Raw genomic sequence first — 16,477 nt, forward strand, 5'->3', positions numbered from 1 at the left:
TGCCGGCGGCGGCCGGACCCCGGCCGGCGACCAGTCCTGGTCGCCTGGTCCATCCTGCTCATCGTCCCACTCCTGCAGCTGACGCCTCTGCCCGCGGCGGTCCAGCGGGTGATCAGCCCAGTGCACGCCCAAGTCATGTCGCGCGTCCAGGCCACCGGCCTGGTCGATCCCCGCGCGCTGCACACCGCCGTCAGCATCTTCCCCGGCCGGACCGTGGAGCAGTTCCTCCTTTTCGCCGCCCTGGCCGCCGTGTTTTGGGTGGGCCGGGAGCTGCTGCGGGACGCCGGCGCCCGCCGCCGGTTAAGCATCGGGCTGATCGTCCTGGCCTCGGGAGAGACCTGCTTCGGCCTGCTCCAGTATCTCGGCAAAATCCCGCACATCTTTCTGGCACCCGGCCGGGAGGTGGCGGAGGTGGCTTCGGGCACGTATATCAACCGCAACCATTTCGCCGGCTTCCTCGAGATGGCCTTTCCGGTGGTCATCGCCCTGGCTTACGGGCTGTTCTACGCCCGCATCCGCCCCGCCATCGACACCTACTCCGGCCGCTGGCGGAAGCTGTTCACCCATCCGCGCACGCCGGTTTTCACCCTGCTGTTGTTCACCGGCGCCTGGTTATGCTTGGGCCTGATTTTTTCGATGTCCCGGGGCGGTATCTTGGCCATGCTTCTCACCGTCGCCTTTCTGAGCGTGCTTACCGCGATGCGTCACAGCCGCCGGCGGATCCAGCTCGTCGCCCTGTTGTTCGTGCTGCTGGTGGGCGGGTATGCCGTCTGGCTGGGTCTCGATCCGGTTCTTACCCGGTTCGAACGGATCATGGATGAGGAAGGTGTCATGACGGAGGGGCGGCTTCCCGTCTGGAAGGACACCGTGGACCTGATCCGCGATTTTCCCCTGCTGGGCGTGGGGCTGGGCAACTACCGGTACGCCTTCCTGAGTTACAACGAGACGCCCATGAACGTGGTCTACGACCACGCCCATAACGATTTTCTGCAGTACACCGCCGAGCTGGGCATCCCGGCCGGTTTCACGCTCATCGCCTTCGTGCTGGCAGCGGTCTTCTTCGCCTGCCGGGGCTTCATCCGCACCCCCAGCGTATCGCGGCAGGCGGCGCTCCTCGGCGCCGCCGGCGGCGTGTTCAGCATCCTGGCCCACAGCGTCACCGACTTCAACCTGCAGATCCCCGCCAACATGGCCCTCTTCACCATGCTGCTGGCGGCCATCAGCGCGGTGCTTGCCGAGGAGCGGGCGGCGGAGGAATCCGCCCCGGCCGACGATTCGGCTGAAGATGACGACTTGTAATTTTTTCTCATCAATCGTCCGGGCGTGTTATAATCCGATCTGCGGATATTTGAAGACCCGACGAATTGGTTTTGGCTCTGGGGCATCAATCCAACGCCTTGAACTCTGCCAGATCCGGAAGGAAGCAACAGTAAAAGGTCCTCTTGGATGTGGTGTCTCCAGAGCCTTTTACTATTGCCCTAATCCCCGGCCAATCAGAGATGGTCCCTAAATCATACCAAGTCATCGCCCGCAAATGGCGCCCCCAACAATTCGAGGAGGTGGTGGGCCAGAAAACCATCACCCGCACCCTGCAGAATGCCATCCGCCTCGGCCGGATCGCCCACGCCTACCTGTTCACGGGTACGCGAGGCGTCGGCAAGACATCCACGGCCCGCATCCTGGCCAAGGCGCTCAACTGCCACCAGGGTCCCACACCCAATCCGTGCGACGCCTGCCCGTCCTGCCTGGAGATCGCCCAAGGCAACGCCATCGACGTCCTGGAGATCGACGCGGCCTCCAACCGCGGCATCGGGGAGATCCGCGAGCTGCGCGAAAACGTTCAGTATGCCCCCTCCCGGGACCGGCACAAGATCTTCATCATCGATGAAGTTCACATGCTGACCACCGAAGCGTTCAACGCGCTGCTCAAGACGCTCGAGGAACCGCCGGCCCACGTCATCTTCATCCTGGCGACCACCGAACTGTACAAGATCCCGCAGACCATCGTCTCCCGCTGTCAGCAATTCGATTTCCGGATCATCCCCTTCGACGAAATCTACGAGCGGTTGCGCGGCATCCTCGCGGAGGAAGGCACCCGGATCACCGACCAGTCGCTGCGCTTCGTGGTGAAAGCCAGCGGCGGGAGCATGCGGGACGCTGAATCCGCCCTGCAAAAAATCGTGTCGCTCGGCGGCGAAGGGGTCAGCGACGAGGACGTCTCCGCCCTGCTGGGCGTGGTGCAGCAGGATTTCCTGAACCAGACCATGCGGATGATCCTGAACCAGGACCACGCCGGCATCCTCGATCTCATTGACCGGCTGTACGACCGAGGCCACGATCTTCAAAATTTTCTCCGGGCCTTCATGGAGTTCGTCCGGCATGTCATCGTCCACAAGGTCACCGGCAGCCAGCAGCATCTGCTGTTCCTGTCGGAAGAGGACATCGCAGTGATCCGCGAGATCGCCGGGCAGCTGACCGTCGAAGAGTTCATCCGCCATTACGACCTCCTGCTGCAGGCGGACAACCAGCTCCGCTGGACGCCCTTCGTCCGTTTCCACGTCGAGATGGCATTTCTGAAACTGGCCTCAATGCCCAAGCTGGCGTCGCTGGAACAGATCCTGACCGCCTTGCAGGAGGCGCCCATGCCGGTGCGGCCGGCCGCGCCGGCCGCCGGGCCACCGGTTGCGGAACCCGCGCCCAAACAGCCACCGCCGGGCGCCGCTCCGCCGATCGAGCCAAACTCCGATCGTGACCGGATCCGCATCTTCCGGGATGCAATCGGCAAGCAGCATGCGCCGCTCAAGGCCATGCTCCCCCACGTTGAGTTGCACCTGTCCGGCCGGCGTCTCGAGATCGTCGTACCCGAGAATACTTTCTATGAGCGGAACTTCCGCCACCCGAACACCCAGAAGCAGTTGGAGGATATCTTCATCGAACTCTTCCAGACAACTCCGGAAATCTCCATCCGCACCAAGGCGCGAACCCCGGAGAACCATGTCCGGCAGGAGGACACCCAGCGTCTCCGCGAGGAGCAAAAGCGGGTGGAGGCCCTCTTCATGGAGGACCGGGTGGCCCGCGCACTCATCGACAAGGTGAGCGGCAAATGGATCTTCAAGCGTCAACCCTGAACCCGACGAGCGAGTCATGGATTTTCAAAAGCTCTACCAGCATGCCCAAGAGATCCAGTCCCGCCTCATGGATGAAATGGAGCAGGCCGAAGTCGAGGGGGACAGCGGCGGAGGCATGGTTCGGGCCCGCATGAACGGCAAGAAGGAGCTCCTGAGTCTGACCATCGATCCTGAGACCCTGCGGCACGTGGAGCCCGCGATGCTGCAGGATCTCATCGTCGCCGCGGTGAACCAGTGCGCCCGCAAGGTGGATAAGCTGCTGGCGGAGAAACTCGGCGGGCTGGCCGGCCGGATGAACCTGCCCGGATTGTTTGGTCTTTAAAGCCGACCGGGATTCGCCCGATACTCCCGAGGACACCGCTGCCATGAACCCTTATTCCGAACCGCTGGCCGACCTGATCGAGGTGCTCAAGCGCCTCCCCGGCATCGGCGCGAAATCCGCCCAGCGGATCGCCTTTTACATGCTCCGCGCCGAGCCCGTCTACATCGACGCGCTCGTCCAGGCGATCCAGTCCACCCGCCAATCCGTGCAACTCTGCCCCCGATGCAACAACTACACCAACCTGCCGGTGTGCGACATCTGCGCCGCCGCCCGGCGCGATCACTCCGTGATCTGTGTCGTCGAGAAACCGTTCGACATCCCGGCCATCGAGCGGAGCGGTCACTTTCACGGCACCTATCACGTGCTCCACGGCGCCCTCTCGCCCATCAACGGGATCGGACCCGACGACCTGAAGATCACCAACCTTCTAATCCGGTTGAAGGACGAGCACGTCCAGGAGGTGATCGTGGCCACCAATCCCGACGTCGAGGGCGAGGCCACGGCAATTTACCTGTCCCGTCTGCTGAAGCCGCTGGATGTCCGGGTCAGCCGCATCGCCCTTGGCCTGCCGGTGGGCTCCAGCCTGGAATACGCCGATGAAGTGACCATCAGCCGGGCGCTCGACGGCCGGACACCGCTCTGATCGAATCCGGGGACGTCGCGCCGAATCCCCGACGATCATTTTTTACTTCAATCGCACCCGCAAATCTGATATATAACATGGTTTGATATTTTCATTTATTCTGTACTGGAGGCGAACGATGAGCAATTACCTGGAAGTTCGCTGGCACGGCCGCGGCGGGCAGGGTACGGTCACCGGCGCCAAAACGCTGGCCGAGGCCATCCTCAGCAAAGGCAAACACATACAAGCCTTTCCCGAATACGGCCCCGAACGGCGCGGTGCTCCGGTCCGTGTGTTCAACCGCTTTTCGGACAACCCCATCCGCATGCACACGCCGGTGAAGACGCCCCACATCGTCCTGGTGGTGGATCCCACCCTGATCGGCGCCACCAACATCACCGAGGGACTCCGTGAGGATTCCATCGTGATCGTCAACACCACGGACACGCCGGCGCATATCCGGAAAACCCTCGGGCTCAGCCCGAAGCAGAAGGTGTTCACCCTGCCGGCCACCAAGATTTCTATAGACGAAATCGGCCGTGCCCTGCCCAACGCACCCATGATGGGCGGCTTCGTCAAGGCGGTGCCCATCATGTCCATCGACGATCTCCTCGTGGAGATCCGCGCCAGCTTCGAGGGAAAGTTCCCTGAGAAGATCATCGAAGGCAATCTGTCCGCCATTCGGCGGGGCTATGAGGAGGCGAACAGCGATGTTTAAACTGAAGAACTGGAAAGAGGTCCCCATCGGGGGCGCCGTCGACCAGCCCGGTTCCGCGATGGAAAATAAGACCGGCTCGTGGCGCGTGGAACGCCCCGTCTGGAACAGCGAGAAGTGCATTCATTGCCTGCGGTGCTGGGTGTACTGTCCCGACATGAGCATCAACACCCACGACGGCAAGGTCACCGGGATCAATTACGACTACTGCAAGGGCTGTGGCATCTGCGCGCAGGTGTGCCCGGAAAAGGTGAAGGCCATCACCATGCAGCCGGAACAATAGCGGGGCCAAGGAGAGATCATATGGCAAAAATCGTCGCAACCACAGGCAATTCCGCCATGGCGTACGCCATGAAACAAATCAACCCCGACGTATGCGCAGCTTACCCCATCACCCCATCCACTCAGGTCATGGAGGAATTTTCGAAGTACGTGGCCGACGGGGTGGTCAACACCAACCTGGTGACCGTGGAGAGCGAGCACAGCGCCATGAGCGCCTGCATCGGCGCGGCCGCGGCCGGCGGGCGCGTGCTGACCGCCACCAGCGCCAACGGTATGGCCCTGATGTGGGAGATGCTGTACATCGCCGCCGGCATGCGGCTGCCCATCGTCATGGCGCTGGTCAACCGAGCCCTGAGCGCACCCATCAACATCCACTGCGATCACAGCGATTCGTTCGGCGCCCGAGACTCCGGCTGGATCCAGCTGTACTCGGAGAACGCCCAGGAAGCCTACGACAACCTCATCCAGGCCGTCCGGATCAGCGAGCACCCCGATGTGCGACTCCCGGTGATGGTCTGCCAGGATGGCTTCATCATCAGCCACTCCATCGAGCGGATGGAGTACCTGGAAGACGACGAGGTCCGGAAGTTCATCGGCGACTACAAGCCCATGTACGCCCTCCTCGACATCGACAAGCCGGTCACGCTGGGCTCGTTGGACCTGCAGGACTACTACATCGAGCACAAACGCCAGGAAGCTGAGGCAATGAAACTGGCGACCCCGGTCATCGCCGCCGTCGCCAAGGATTTCGAGAAGATGACCGGCCGCGCCTACGGGCTGTTCGAGACTTATCACCTGGACGACGCCGAGATCGGCATCGTGGCAGTGAATTCGGCGGCCGGCACGATCAAGGAAATCATCGATCAGTACCGCCGCAAAGGAGTCAAGGTCGGCCTGCTTAAACCGCGCCTGTACCGGCCGTTCCCGACCGAGGCGTACGTCAAGGCGCTGGGCCACCTGAAAGCGGTCACGGTCATGGACCGGGTGGATTCATTCGGCGCCATGGCCGGCCCGCTGATGCTGGAAGTGCGTGCCGCGCTCTACGATCTGCCCAAGCGCCCCGTGACCATCGGCAAGATTTACGGGCTGGGCGGCCGCGACCTGGAGGAAAGCCACTGCCAGTACGTCATCGACGAGCTGGTCCAGATCGCCGGCAGCGGCAAGTACCGCGAGTTGTGCGAGTACATTACGGTGCGGGAATAGCTTCAAGAGAACCGAGGTAAAGACATGGCTAACTTAAAAGAATTGTCCAAGAAACCCGATGGCTTCTCGCCGGGTCACAGGCTGTGCGCCGGATGCGGCATCCCCATCATTCCCAAGCTGCTGTACAAGGTCACGGATTACGACATCGTGGTCGCCAGCGCCACGGGCTGCTTTGAGGTCGCCACCACGATCTACCCGTACACCTCCTGGCTGAAGCCTTTTGTCCACAGCGCGTTCGAAAACGCCGCGGCGACGATCAGCGGCGTCGAGGCAATGTACCAGTCGCTGAAGAAGCAGGGCAAGATTCCCGCGAACCGCAAGCTGAAATTCGTGGCGTTCGGCGGGGACGGCGGCACCTATGACATCGGCCTGCAGTCGCTGTCCGGTGCTCTCGAGCGCGGCCACGACATTGTGTACATTTGTTACGACAACGGCGCCTACATGAATACCGGCATCCAGCGCTCCAGCGCTACGCCCTACGGTGCCGCCACCACCACCTCCCCCGCCGGCAAGGTCATCCCCGGCAAGATGCAGCGCCGCAAGGATCTCACCAACATCGCCCTGGCCCATCACATCGAATACGCCGCCCAGACCGCGGTGAGCAACTGGAACGACTTGGCCACAAAGCTCCAGAAGGGCCTGGATCTCGACGGGCCGGCCTTCATCTGCGTCATGTCCCCCTGCGTTCCGGGCTGGATGTATCCGTCGGACCAGAGCATCGAGGTGACGCGGATGGCCGTGGAAACCGGCTATTGGCCGCTCTTTGAGATGGACCACGGCGTGTTCCGGGTCAATTACCGCCCCAAGCAAAAGCTCCCGGTCGCCGACTGGTTGAAGATGCAGGGCCGTTTCCGCCACCTCTTCCGCCCCGAGTACACATACGTGCTCGAGGAAATCCAGCGTCAGGTGGACGCCTACTGGGAATACCTGGATCACATGGAGAAGGCGTTCCCGGCCCCGCAGAAGTGATCATGCCCCCGGGGGGCGCGGGCCACCCGCCCCCCGGGTTTCATGGTCCGTCTCCGCCTCGTGCAGGCGTTCAGCCGCGCCTCCCGATTCAAATACGCCGACCGCCCGCCTGACCGGTGGCATGGACTGCCGACCGATGTCGCCGGACAAATGTGGACGCCCGGGACACGACCGCTTCGCTGGGGCCGCTGCCGATCCGGACACCGGCCAATCCGGCCACCCGGAACCGCTCCGGTGATCTGCAGCGTGAGACATCGGCAGAAATCAGGATTTGACGAAGGACGCGATCGCTTCCCGCTCGTTCTTGTAGGACTCGAAGACAGTGAGCAGCTTGGTCATCTGGAGCAGGCTGCCGATCTTCTCGGCCGCCTTGACCAGCTTGACAGATCCCCCCTGGGTGCTGACCAGCGTGTAGCAGTTGACCAGTTCACCGATCCCGGAGCTGTCCAGGTACGTGACGTTTTCCATGTTTAAAAGAATCCGGGTGAATCCTTCGTTCAGCGTGTCGCGGATCGTGTTGCGGAAATCGTACAACGCTTCGCCGATGACCACCCGCCCGGACAAGTCCAGGATGGCCACCTGCTCCACCTTTCGCACGTTGACGTTCATCTCACGCCCGCTCCCCCGCCGGAATCGTCAGCTTCTTGAGCATGACCAGCCGGGTCCCCGAAGGTTGAACGATCTCGTAATCCACGTTGTCCATGAATGACCGGATGTAGAAGATGCCCCGTCCGGACGGCTTGAGAATGTTTTCGTCGCTGAGGGGATCGGGCACGTCGTCGATGTTGAAACCCGTCCCCTGGTCCGGCACCTCGATCCGCAGCTGCTCGCCTTGAATATCCACCACGAAATCCACATACTTGCCGGCATCGAAGTTGTTGCCGTGCTTCACGGCGTTGATGACCGCCTCCCGCACCGCCAGGCAGATCCAGAAGATCTCGTCCTCAATGACCTTGAGGTTTTCGAGAATCTTCTGAACGACTTCTTGGGCAATGTCGATGAACAGGACTTCGCTGCTGAACCGCATCCGGATGAGCTCGTGTTTGGGCATCCCGCGGAGCTCCCAAGCAAGATGAGATAACTTACTCTGGCATCGGGGGAAATGTCAAGCCCGAATCGGATGCCGGACAGGCCGGCTCGTCCCGTCTTTGCGCCGCCCGGGCCGAGACGATCATCTCACGCCCAGCAGGATGCCAACGTTTTTCTGGAAATCAACAATTCGGAACGGCTTCATCATGAACGCGACCGCGGCCTTATCGGTGAACAGCTGCGGATTCTGCCGCGGCAGGTCCTGGCCGCTGATGAACAGCACCGGCACGCCGGGTTTCCGACGGCGGATGTCCAGGTATAAACCGACGCCCGACATGTCCTCCAGGATGGCGTCCAGAATGATCAGGTCGATCCGGTCCAGATCGCTGTCCATGATCGCCTGGGCGGTCCGTCCGCTGCCGGCGATGTGCACCCGGAGCCCCATGTCCAGCAGCAGGCGCTGCAGAATTTTGACGATGTCCGGCTCGTCGTCCACAACCAAGGCGGTCAGCCCGTTCGGGGCGGCCTTTCGGCTTCGGGTGGCCGGCACTTCCACCGTTGCGGCGATCGGCGCTTCATAGACCGGCAGTTGGATCCTGGCCGTGGTGCCCCGCCCCAGCGTGCTGGTCAAGCGGATTTCACCGCCATGGTTCCGCAGGATGCCCATGGCCATGGACAACCCCATACCCAGCGCTTCGTTCTGTGTTTTCGTTGTGAAGAACGGATCGAACGCCCTGGCCAGCTCGTCGCGGGTCATGCCGCGTCCGGAATCGGCGATGCAGATCTCGATCCATCGCTGGTCCGGCTGCGCGTCGGCCGGTTGCGGGTGCCGGCGGCGCCGCCGAGCGAGCGCTGCCTGGATGAGCACGCCGCCCGGTTCGTCCTCGATGGCTTCAATGGCGTTGGCCAGAATGTTCATGAACGCGTCCGTGAGCTGGAACGGGTCACCGACTATGTACATGTCGCGCGCGAGCGGTTTCACGCTGACCCGACAGCGATCGGGACCGGTCAGCACCGACGATTTCACCACCAGCTCCCGCAGGAATTCGTTTACGGACATCGGCGTGTTGTTCCGGCGCGCGGGGGCGGCGAAGGCTAGCAATTTTTGATTCAATGCGGCGCCCCGGTCGGCCAGATGGGTGATGCCGTCGGCGTACGCGCGGATCATGGCTGCTTCGGGATCCGGATACCGGTTGATGAGTTCGGCGTACCCCTTGATACACGCCAGGATATTGTTGAAATTATGGATGATCCCGGCCGCCAGCGTGGTCAGGGACTGGCGTTTCTCACGCTCGAATTCCTGCCGGACCTTGTCCGGCTGGCCGGTACCGGTCGCCAGACGGAGGTAGAACAACGGGGGTGACCCCGGCAGAAAGTCGGCCTCAAATGCGTACGCTTCACCGTGAAGTTGAAGGTTTCCTCGAGCCGGCCCGTTCGCATGCGGCCCGTGGAGGAATTTATCGAGGATCCGCTGGGACGCCGGCGGCTCCAGTTGTCCGAGCACATCCGACAACGTCTGGCAGCCAGCCACGCGTTCGAGAAATGCACCGTTGGACTTGACGGCGCGCCCGTCCGCGTCGAAGATCACCATGGGTTCGCCGACCAGTTCCACCAGATACGCCTCCAGACACCCGGCCGCGTCCGGAGCCTGCCCGACACGAGTGCGTCTCGCCATGCAGCCCCCTGAGCCCACAAACAAATGTTGAAATTGGGTAGTATTTTAAAATAAAATTGCTTCCGTTTTCATTAATTTCGTTTCATTTTTGACAATTTTATCAACCCCAGGTATAGTCCGAAATTCTGTCTGATCGCAAATTCGATCCCATACGGAGGAATGATCGACCATGAGTGACCAACCCAGACCCCCCATGCCACCGCCGCCCAACGACCCGATGTTCCGCAGTCTCGACAAGACCGGGCCGCTGGAGAAAGCGGTGCGCAACGCCAAACAAGGCGGCAGCGGGTGGGTGTTGCCCACCATCCTGTTTGTCTGCATCGCCCTCCTGTTGGGTTACTGCATCTTTCTGACGGTCAAGCTCAGCCGGACTCAGGAAGCCACCGAACTGCTTAACCGCGATCTGGACAACTCGGAGAACCGCATCAGCCAACTCGAGGAAGAACTGTACAAGACCGAGAACAAGCTGGTCCAGCAGATCGACGCCACGTCGAAAGAACTATCATCGGTCCAGGCCCAGCAGGAAAGCGAGGTGCAGAACATCAAGGCCGCCGTCACTCAAAAGGCGGACAAGGACGCTCTGGCCTCCGTGGATCGGAAGGCCCAGAGCATCCAGAGCGACGTAGGCGAGATCAAGCAAAACGTCACCGCCGTCGATTCCAGCGTCAAGCAGGTGGACACGAAAGTGGGTGAGTTGGACAAGCGCGTCGAAGAGCAGGCCAAGACCATCGAGGAACAGCGCAAGCTGTTGGAGCAGAGCATCCACAACATCAACGCCACACGGGAAATCCTGGATTCCACGAGGGAGTCGCTCTTCAATCTGAAGACCTCGCTGGATCGCGACTACTTCGTCTTCCAGTTGCACAAAAAGTCCGGCATCATCCGGGTCAAGGACGTGGGCCTGCGCCTCAAGAAGACCAGAAAGAAGGACCAGCGCTACGACACCGAGATCTTTTACGACGACAAGAAGATGTCCAAGGACAAGGTGGCCGCCAACGAGCCCATCTATTTCCTGAAGATGGGCTACAAGAAGCCGTATGAACTCGTGGTCACCCAGGTTCTGGACGACAAGGTCAACGGCTACCTGTCGGTTCCGAAGGTGGCCGAATAGTCATTGCTTGCCCTCGGCCGCCGGCCCGCGTCCGGCGGCCGTTTAATATCCAATGAAAAAATCTGTCTGGTGCATCGCCGCTGTCGGCTTCCTGCTGGCAGACATCATCTCGAAACTGGCCGCGGTGCGGCTGCTGGCGCCGCATGTGGAGCGGCATGTCATCCCGGGATTTTTCAGCCTGACCCTCACCACCAACCGCGGGATCGCGTTCAGCATGCTGGCCGACGTAGACAGCCCGGTCAAGACCGTTCTCCTCACCCTCACCGCCGTGCTGGCACTGGGCTACATCTGCTGGACCGTGGCCACGGAAACCTCCCTGCCATGGGCATACGGGCTTGCCCTGGCGATGATCGCCGGCGGCATCGTCGGCAACGCCGGCAACCGGCTGCTCACCGGTTCGGTGGTCGACTTCCTGGAGTTTCATGCCGGTGTCTACTACTGGCCGACGTTCAATCTCGCTGACACGTTCATCTGCGTGGGGGCCGTCGCCGTCCTCTGGACGATCCTCGTCCACGCACGGACACGCCCATGACCCGGCTGACCGCCTGTCTCACCATCGCCTGGGTTCTGTCCGCCGGCGCAGCGGGGGCCGATGCCTTCGACCGTTTCCTCGAGCGGTTCCACGGGTTTCGTACCCTCGAGGCCCGGTTCAGCCAGTCGGTCCAGACGCCGCTCGGCATTGAGCAGGCCTCCGGACGGATCTGGATCCGCCGGCCCCACCTGATGCGGTGGGATTACCAGGACCCCGAACCGAAGATCTTCCTGCTCCGGAAAAACGAGTACCGGATGTACACCCCCACGGAGCGGCAGATGGTGATCCAGACACTGGACGGTCTCGATGCCGAAGAATCGCCGCTGGTGTTCATCCTGGGCGGCCGGAGGCGGCTGGACGAGTTCTTCGACCACGACCCGCCGGCCGTCGACGGTGCACGCACCGCCTACGTGCTGCGCGCTCGGGCGAAGGACCCGGTGTTCGCGCGGGCGCTGCTTGTGCTGTCCGGCGAGCCGCCCTTCATTGAGGAGCTGGCCCTGTACGAGAACAGCGGGTCCACCCACATTTACCGCTTCTCGGAAGTCCGTCTGGACGGCCCCATCCCCGCCGGGCGGTTTGAATTCACGCCGCCGGCCGACACCGAAGTCCTGCGGCCGAATTAAACCCTTGATTTTTCGTTGCGACTGCGCCTAAATTGGGCGCGGGAAAGGTCCGGACCAATGGAGTACAAGGACTACTACAGCATCCTGGGGGTGGCCAAAGGCGCCACCCAGGCCGAGATCAAGAAGGCCTATCGCCGGCTGGCCCGCAAGTACCACCCCGACTTCAATCGGGACAACCCGAATGCCGAGCGGCGATTCAAGGAGATCAACGAGGCCTACCAGGTTCTGGGCGACCCCGACAAGCGCCAGAAATACGACCACCTCGGTGCCAACTGGCAGGATTACCAACAATTTGGCGGCTCCCGGAGCGGAACCGGTGACAACGATTTCTTCCGCCACTTCGCAGGCGCCGGCCATGCGGATTTCGGATCGGGGCGCCAGACGGGATTCAGCGACTTTTTCAGAATGTTCTTCGGCGGCGCCGACCTGTTCGGTGACACCATGGCGGCGGACACGCCGTTAGGACGACGGGGCGGCAGCCGGGCGGCCGCGGACCTGAACGCCGAGATTCGGATCCCGCTGCGAGACGCGGCGCAGGGCCGGACCATGCGGATCACCCTGCAGTCGGAAAGCCCCTGCCCCCAGTGCGGCGGTCGGGGCGGCACCGGCCGGAGCGCCTGCCCGGTCTGCCAGGGCGCCGGATCCGCCTACCAGCCGGAGGAGGTCGAGGTCAAAATTCCCGCAGGCGTCCATGATGAGTTCAAGATCCGGTTGCGGGGCAAAGGGCGAACCGGCGCAGGACAGCGCGAGCGTGGCGACCTCTACCTGACGGTCCGCGTGGAGGACGACGCCTTCTTTCGGCTGCAGGGCCGGGACATCCACTGCGAAGTGCCGATCACATTCTGCGAGGCGGCGCTGGGCGCCCAGATTGAGGTGCCGATGCTGGGGGGCAAGGCGCGCATGCGCATCCCGCCTGAAACCCAGAGCGGCCGCACATTTCGTCTGAAAGGAAAGGGTCTGCCCGCGCTGGGCCGCCATCCGGCCGGTGATCAGATCGTCCATGTCCGCGTGGTGGTGCCCACGAACCTGAGTCCGCGCGAGAAAGAGCTGCTGCACCAGCTGGCGGCCCTACGGACCGAAAATCCGCGCGACGGACTGTAGCGTCGCGCCGCCGAGCGATCCGGATCGAGCATCCGCATGGCATACCGATACCTGTTCGGACCCGTTCCTTCCCGCCGGCTCGGTATCTCGCTGGGCGTCGACCTGGTCCCCCCCAAGACCTGTACCATGAATTGCGTGTACTGCGAGTGCGGTCCCACAACGGCCTTCACCATCGATCGGGCGGAGTATGTGCCCACCGACGGGGTTTTGGCCGAGCTGGATGACTTTTTGGGCCGGTACCCCCGTCCGGACTTCATCACCTTCTCCGGATCCGGCGAACCCACACTCCACTCCGGCCTCGGCCGGATCGCATCCCACCTCAAGGCCCGCGGCGCGGCGCCGGTCGCCCTGCTCACCAATTCGTCGCTATTAGACCGGCCCGACGTCCGATCGGAAGCCGCGGCGGCCGATCTCATCCTCCCCTCGCTGGACGCGGTCTCCGACTCGGCCTTTCAGGCCATCAACCGGCCGGTGGCCGGCATCCGCAGCGAGGCGATCATCGACGGGCTGGCCGCCCTCCGGGAGATCTTCACCGGCGAGATCTGGCTGGAGATCTTCATGCTGGCTCCGCTCAACACCGCGCCGGACGAGCTCGATCGGTTTCGGGACGCGATCCGGCGGATCCGGCCCGACCGCGTCCAGCTCAACACTCTCGACCGACCCGGTACGGAACCGTGGGTCCGGCCCGTGCCGCTGGCCGAGCTGGAGGCGATGATCCCGCGGCTCGGCCACCCGCGGGTGGAAGTGATCGCCCGATACCGCCGCCGCCGGGACCTGGCGGTTTTTCGGCCCGATCTGGAGCACGCCATCCTCGAGACCATCGCCCGGCGTCCCTGCACCGCCGAAGATCTGGCAGCCGGGCTGGGGATCCGGCCGGCGGAGCTGAACAAGTACCTGGACATCCTCGAGACGGAGCGGCGGATCCGGGCCGAGATCCAGGACCGCGGGATCTTTTATCGGACGCTCGAATGAGCCGCGCCCAGGCGGTTCCTCCGGCGTCAACAGGAGCCTCATGCTGGCCGCCGCCATTCAGATGGAATCGGGTCCCGACTTCGAGCGGAACCTGGAGCGCGCCGTGCGGTTGGTGGAGCTGGCCCGCTCCCGCGGCGCCGAATTGATCGCCCTGCCCGAAAATTTTTCCTTCCTGCGCGTTGGTGACGTCCCGTTCCTGACCCACCGCCTGGATTCGCCGCTGGTCCGCCGGCTGCGGGAGCTGGCCGGCCGCCTGGAGATCTACCTGCTGGCCGGCTCCTTCCACGAAGAGGTTCCGGGTGCCGACAACATGTTCAACACCAGCCTGCTGCTGGGACCCGACGGCGGCATTCTGGCCGCCTACCGCAAGATCCATCTGTTCGACATCGAGCTGGGAGACGGGCACAGCATCCGGGAATCGGCCCGCTTCCACGCGGGAGACGAGGCGGTGGTCTGCGCCACGCCGCCGGCTACCTTCGGCCTGTCCATCTGCTATGATCTGCGGTTTCCCGAGCTGTACCGGCGGCTGTCGGCCGCGGGCGCCGAGGTGCTCCTGGTCCCGTCGGCGTTCACCGAGACGACCGGCAAGGACCACTGGGAGGTTCTCGTCCGGTGCCGGGCCATCGAGAACCTGTGTTACGTCATCGCGCCTGCCCTGACCGGCCAGCCTGCGCCGCGGATCCGCAACTGGGGACACAGCCTGATCGTGGACCCGTGGGGGAACGTCCTGGCCGGCGCCGGCGAGCGGGAGGCGGTGATCGTTGCCGAGATCGACCGCGCCTATCTGCAGGAAAAACGCCGCCAGCTTCCCGCCCTGGACCACCGCCGGCTGGATATCAATCCCGCCAGGTGACCATCCACCAGATCGTCTGAGCGGAAAGTCCGGCTGCAACCGCTGGCGGACGCGCGGGCGTCGGCACCGGATCGGCCAACGGTTGAAACGCCGGGGCCCGTGTGCTATAAGGGTGCGTTTGACCGCGCGGCACCCGATCGGTTTCCGCCGAAGTCGCACCGCCGCCGCGGATGGCCTCTCGGCAAGGAACAGCAGGGACTCATGGACGACATACTGGAACGCATCCGCAGCGGCGACCGCCGCCTCCTGGCCAAGGCCATCAGCCGGATCGAAAACGGCTCACTCGACGCCGTCGACCTGCTGAAGCAGGCGTTCCCCATGACCGGCCACGCCTGCGTCATCGGCATCACCGGCTCGCCCGGCGCCGGCAAGAGCTCGCTGGTGGACCGGCTCACGGAGCATATGCGACGGCGCGGGCATACGGTCGCCGTGGTGGCGGTGGACCCGTCCAGCCCTTTCACCGGCGGCGCCATCCTGGGGGACCGCGTCCGGATGCAGCGGCACGCCACCGATCCCGGCGCCTTCATCCGGAGCATGGCCACCCGCGGCAACATGGGCGGCCTCTCGGCCACCACCGCCGACGTGGTGCTGCTGCTGGATGCCGCCGGTTTCGACTTCATCCTCGTCGAGACGGTGGGGGTGGGCCAGGACGAGGTGGATATCGTCAAGACCGCCCGGATCTGCGTGGTGGTGCTCGTCCCCGGCATGGGTGACGACATCCAGGCGATCAAGGCGGGAATCATGGAAATCGGTGACATCTTTGTGATCAACAAATCGGACCGCGACGGCGTGATCAAGACGGAGCAGGAGATCCGGGCGATCCTGGCCATGAACACCCGCACCGACGGCTGGGAACCCCCGGTGGTCAAGACGGTGGCCATCCGTGACGAGGGCGTCGACGCGCTCTTTGCGGCGATCGCCGATCTCCGGCAGCGGCAATCGTCCGGCCACGACCCGGGCCGCTTCGCCCTGCCCGCCGCCCGGGAGAAGCTGCTCCAGCTGTCGCGCGACCGGGTGTTTCAGGAGTTTCTGCGCCGCACCGGCTTCGAGGAGCAGCTGGACGCGCTGGCGCAAAAAGTCTTGGACAAATCCGCGGATCCCTATTCTATAATAGAGACTTTCCTGAGTCAGTTTGGCCGTTAGGAGGCGCCAGCGTGTTCACCAAGATCGATCATATCGGGATCGCCGTCACGGCTCTGGACGACATCCTAAAATTCTATCAGGACGCTCTCGGTCTGCACCTTCACGAAATCGAGGAAGTGCCCGAGCAGAAGGTTCGGGTGGCCATGTTCCCGGTCGGTGAGACCAACCTGGAGTTTCTGGAGCCCACCTCGCCCGAA

19 protein-coding genes and 1 other RNA gene are annotated in these 16,477 nt (G+C 63.2%); 17 read left to right on the top strand and 3 right to left on the bottom strand.

All coding sequences use genetic code 11. The annotated features are described in order from the left end of the window. The 9 genes from GX414_16815 to GX414_16855 form a co-directional block, all read left to right on the top strand. A partial coding sequence (locus tag GX414_16815; GenBank protein NLI48766.1) for an O-antigen ligase family protein occupies positions 1-1,299 on the top strand: 1,299 nt, incomplete at its 5' end. Between the two features lie 72 nt (positions 1,300-1,371). Next, an RNA gene (gene ffs / locus GX414_16820) (signal recognition particle sRNA small type) lies at positions 1,372-1,469 on the top strand. A gap of 30 nt (positions 1,470-1,499) precedes the next feature. Beyond that, entirely contained in the window at positions 1,500-3,128 is a 1,629-nt protein-coding gene (gene dnaX / locus GX414_16825; protein ID NLI48767.1) for a DNA polymerase III subunit gamma/tau, read from the top strand. Positions 3,129-3,144: 16 nt separating this feature from the next. After that, positions 3,145-3,450 carry a YbaB/EbfC family nucleoid-associated protein gene (locus GX414_16830; GenBank protein NLI48768.1) on the top strand — a complete coding sequence of 102 codons (306 nt, stop codon included), beginning with the start codon at positions 3,145-3,147 and terminating at the stop codon, positions 3,448-3,450. Between the two features lie 43 nt (positions 3,451-3,493). After that, the gene (recR, locus tag GX414_16835) at positions 3,494-4,093 is read left to right on the top strand and encodes a recombination protein RecR (GenBank protein NLI48769.1); all 600 of its coding nucleotides are present in this window, start codon (positions 3,494-3,496) and stop codon (positions 4,091-4,093) included. A 118-nt stretch (positions 4,094-4,211) separates the two neighbouring features. Beyond that, positions 4,212-4,790 carry a pyruvate synthase gene (locus tag GX414_16840; protein ID NLI48770.1) on the top strand — a complete coding sequence of 193 codons (579 nt, stop codon included), beginning with the start codon at positions 4,212-4,214 and terminating at the stop codon, positions 4,788-4,790. Further along, positions 4,783-5,070: a 4Fe-4S binding protein gene (locus GX414_16845; protein ID NLI48771.1), complete on the top strand. Its 288-nt coding sequence runs from the start codon at positions 4,783-4,785 to the stop codon at positions 5,068-5,070. Before GX414_16840 ends, GX414_16845 begins: the two co-directional genes overlap by 8 nt. Before the next feature lie 20 nt (positions 5,071-5,090). Beyond that, positions 5,091-6,272, top strand: coding sequence for a pyruvate ferredoxin oxidoreductase (gene porA, locus GX414_16850; GenBank protein ID NLI48772.1), 1,182 nt, complete (start codon positions 5,091-5,093; stop codon positions 6,270-6,272). Positions 6,273-6,296: 24 nt separating this feature from the next. Next, positions 6,297-7,241 (top strand): pyruvate ferredoxin oxidoreductase, encoded by a 945-nt coding sequence (locus tag GX414_16855; protein NLI48773.1) that lies wholly within the window; start codon positions 6,297-6,299, stop codon positions 7,239-7,241. A 264-nt stretch (positions 7,242-7,505) separates the two neighbouring features. Here the strand turns inward: GX414_16855 and GX414_16860 are convergent, their stop codons facing one another. The 3 genes from GX414_16860 to GX414_16870 all read right to left on the bottom strand — a co-directional run bounded on the left by GX414_16860 (position 7,506) and on the right by GX414_16870 (position 9,945). Beyond that, a complete protein-coding gene (locus GX414_16860; GenBank protein ID NLI48774.1) occupies positions 7,506-7,850 on the bottom strand; it encodes an STAS domain-containing protein in 345 nt (114 codons plus the stop codon). A 1-nt stretch (position 7,851) separates the two neighbouring features. Continuing rightward, positions 7,852-8,292 (bottom strand): ATP-binding protein, encoded by a 441-nt coding sequence (locus GX414_16865; protein NLI48775.1) that lies wholly within the window; start codon positions 8,290-8,292, stop codon positions 7,852-7,854. 120 nt (positions 8,293-8,412) lie between these two features. Then, positions 8,413-9,945 (bottom strand): response regulator, encoded by a 1,533-nt coding sequence (locus tag GX414_16870; GenBank protein NLI48776.1) that lies wholly within the window; start codon positions 9,943-9,945, stop codon positions 8,413-8,415. 169 nt (positions 9,946-10,114) lie between these two features. Here GX414_16870 and GX414_16875 point away from each other — a divergent pair, with 169 nt between their 5' ends. The 8 genes from GX414_16875 to GX414_16910 all read left to right on the top strand — a co-directional run. After that, positions 10,115-11,056: a hypothetical protein gene (locus GX414_16875; GenBank protein ID NLI48777.1), complete on the top strand. Its 942-nt coding sequence runs from the start codon at positions 10,115-10,117 to the stop codon at positions 11,054-11,056. Positions 11,057-11,108: 52 nt separating this feature from the next. Next, positions 11,109-11,588: a signal peptidase II gene (gene lspA / locus GX414_16880; GenBank protein NLI48778.1), complete on the top strand. Its 480-nt coding sequence runs from the start codon at positions 11,109-11,111 to the stop codon at positions 11,586-11,588. Continuing rightward, positions 11,585-12,211: an outer membrane lipoprotein carrier protein LolA gene (locus GX414_16885; protein NLI48779.1), complete on the top strand. Its 627-nt coding sequence runs from the start codon at positions 11,585-11,587 to the stop codon at positions 12,209-12,211. Before lspA ends, GX414_16885 begins: the two co-directional genes overlap by 4 nt. Before the next feature lie 57 nt (positions 12,212-12,268). Then, positions 12,269-13,312 (top strand): DnaJ domain-containing protein, encoded by a 1,044-nt coding sequence (locus GX414_16890; GenBank protein NLI48780.1) that lies wholly within the window; start codon positions 12,269-12,271, stop codon positions 13,310-13,312. Between the two features lie 36 nt (positions 13,313-13,348). Beyond that, a complete protein-coding gene (locus tag GX414_16895; protein ID NLI48781.1) occupies positions 13,349-14,284 on the top strand; it encodes a radical SAM protein in 936 nt (311 codons plus the stop codon). A gap of 40 nt (positions 14,285-14,324) precedes the next feature. Then, positions 14,325-15,137: a carbon-nitrogen hydrolase family protein gene (locus GX414_16900; protein ID NLI48782.1), complete on the top strand. Its 813-nt coding sequence runs from the start codon at positions 14,325-14,327 to the stop codon at positions 15,135-15,137. Between the two features lie 201 nt (positions 15,138-15,338). Further along, on the top strand, positions 15,339-16,280 hold the full coding sequence (gene meaB, locus GX414_16905; protein NLI48783.1) for a methylmalonyl Co-A mutase-associated GTPase MeaB: 942 nt from the start codon (positions 15,339-15,341) through the stop codon (positions 16,278-16,280). An 11-nt stretch (positions 16,281-16,291) separates the two neighbouring features. After that, positions 16,292-16,477 (top strand): methylmalonyl-CoA epimerase (locus GX414_16910; GenBank protein NLI48784.1); only part of this gene is annotated, 186 nt, incomplete at its 3' end.

This window comes from Acidobacteriota bacterium, assembly GCA_012517875.1.
GTDB lineage: Bacteria > Acidobacteriota > JAAYUB01 > JAAYUB01 > JAAYUB01 > JAAYUB01.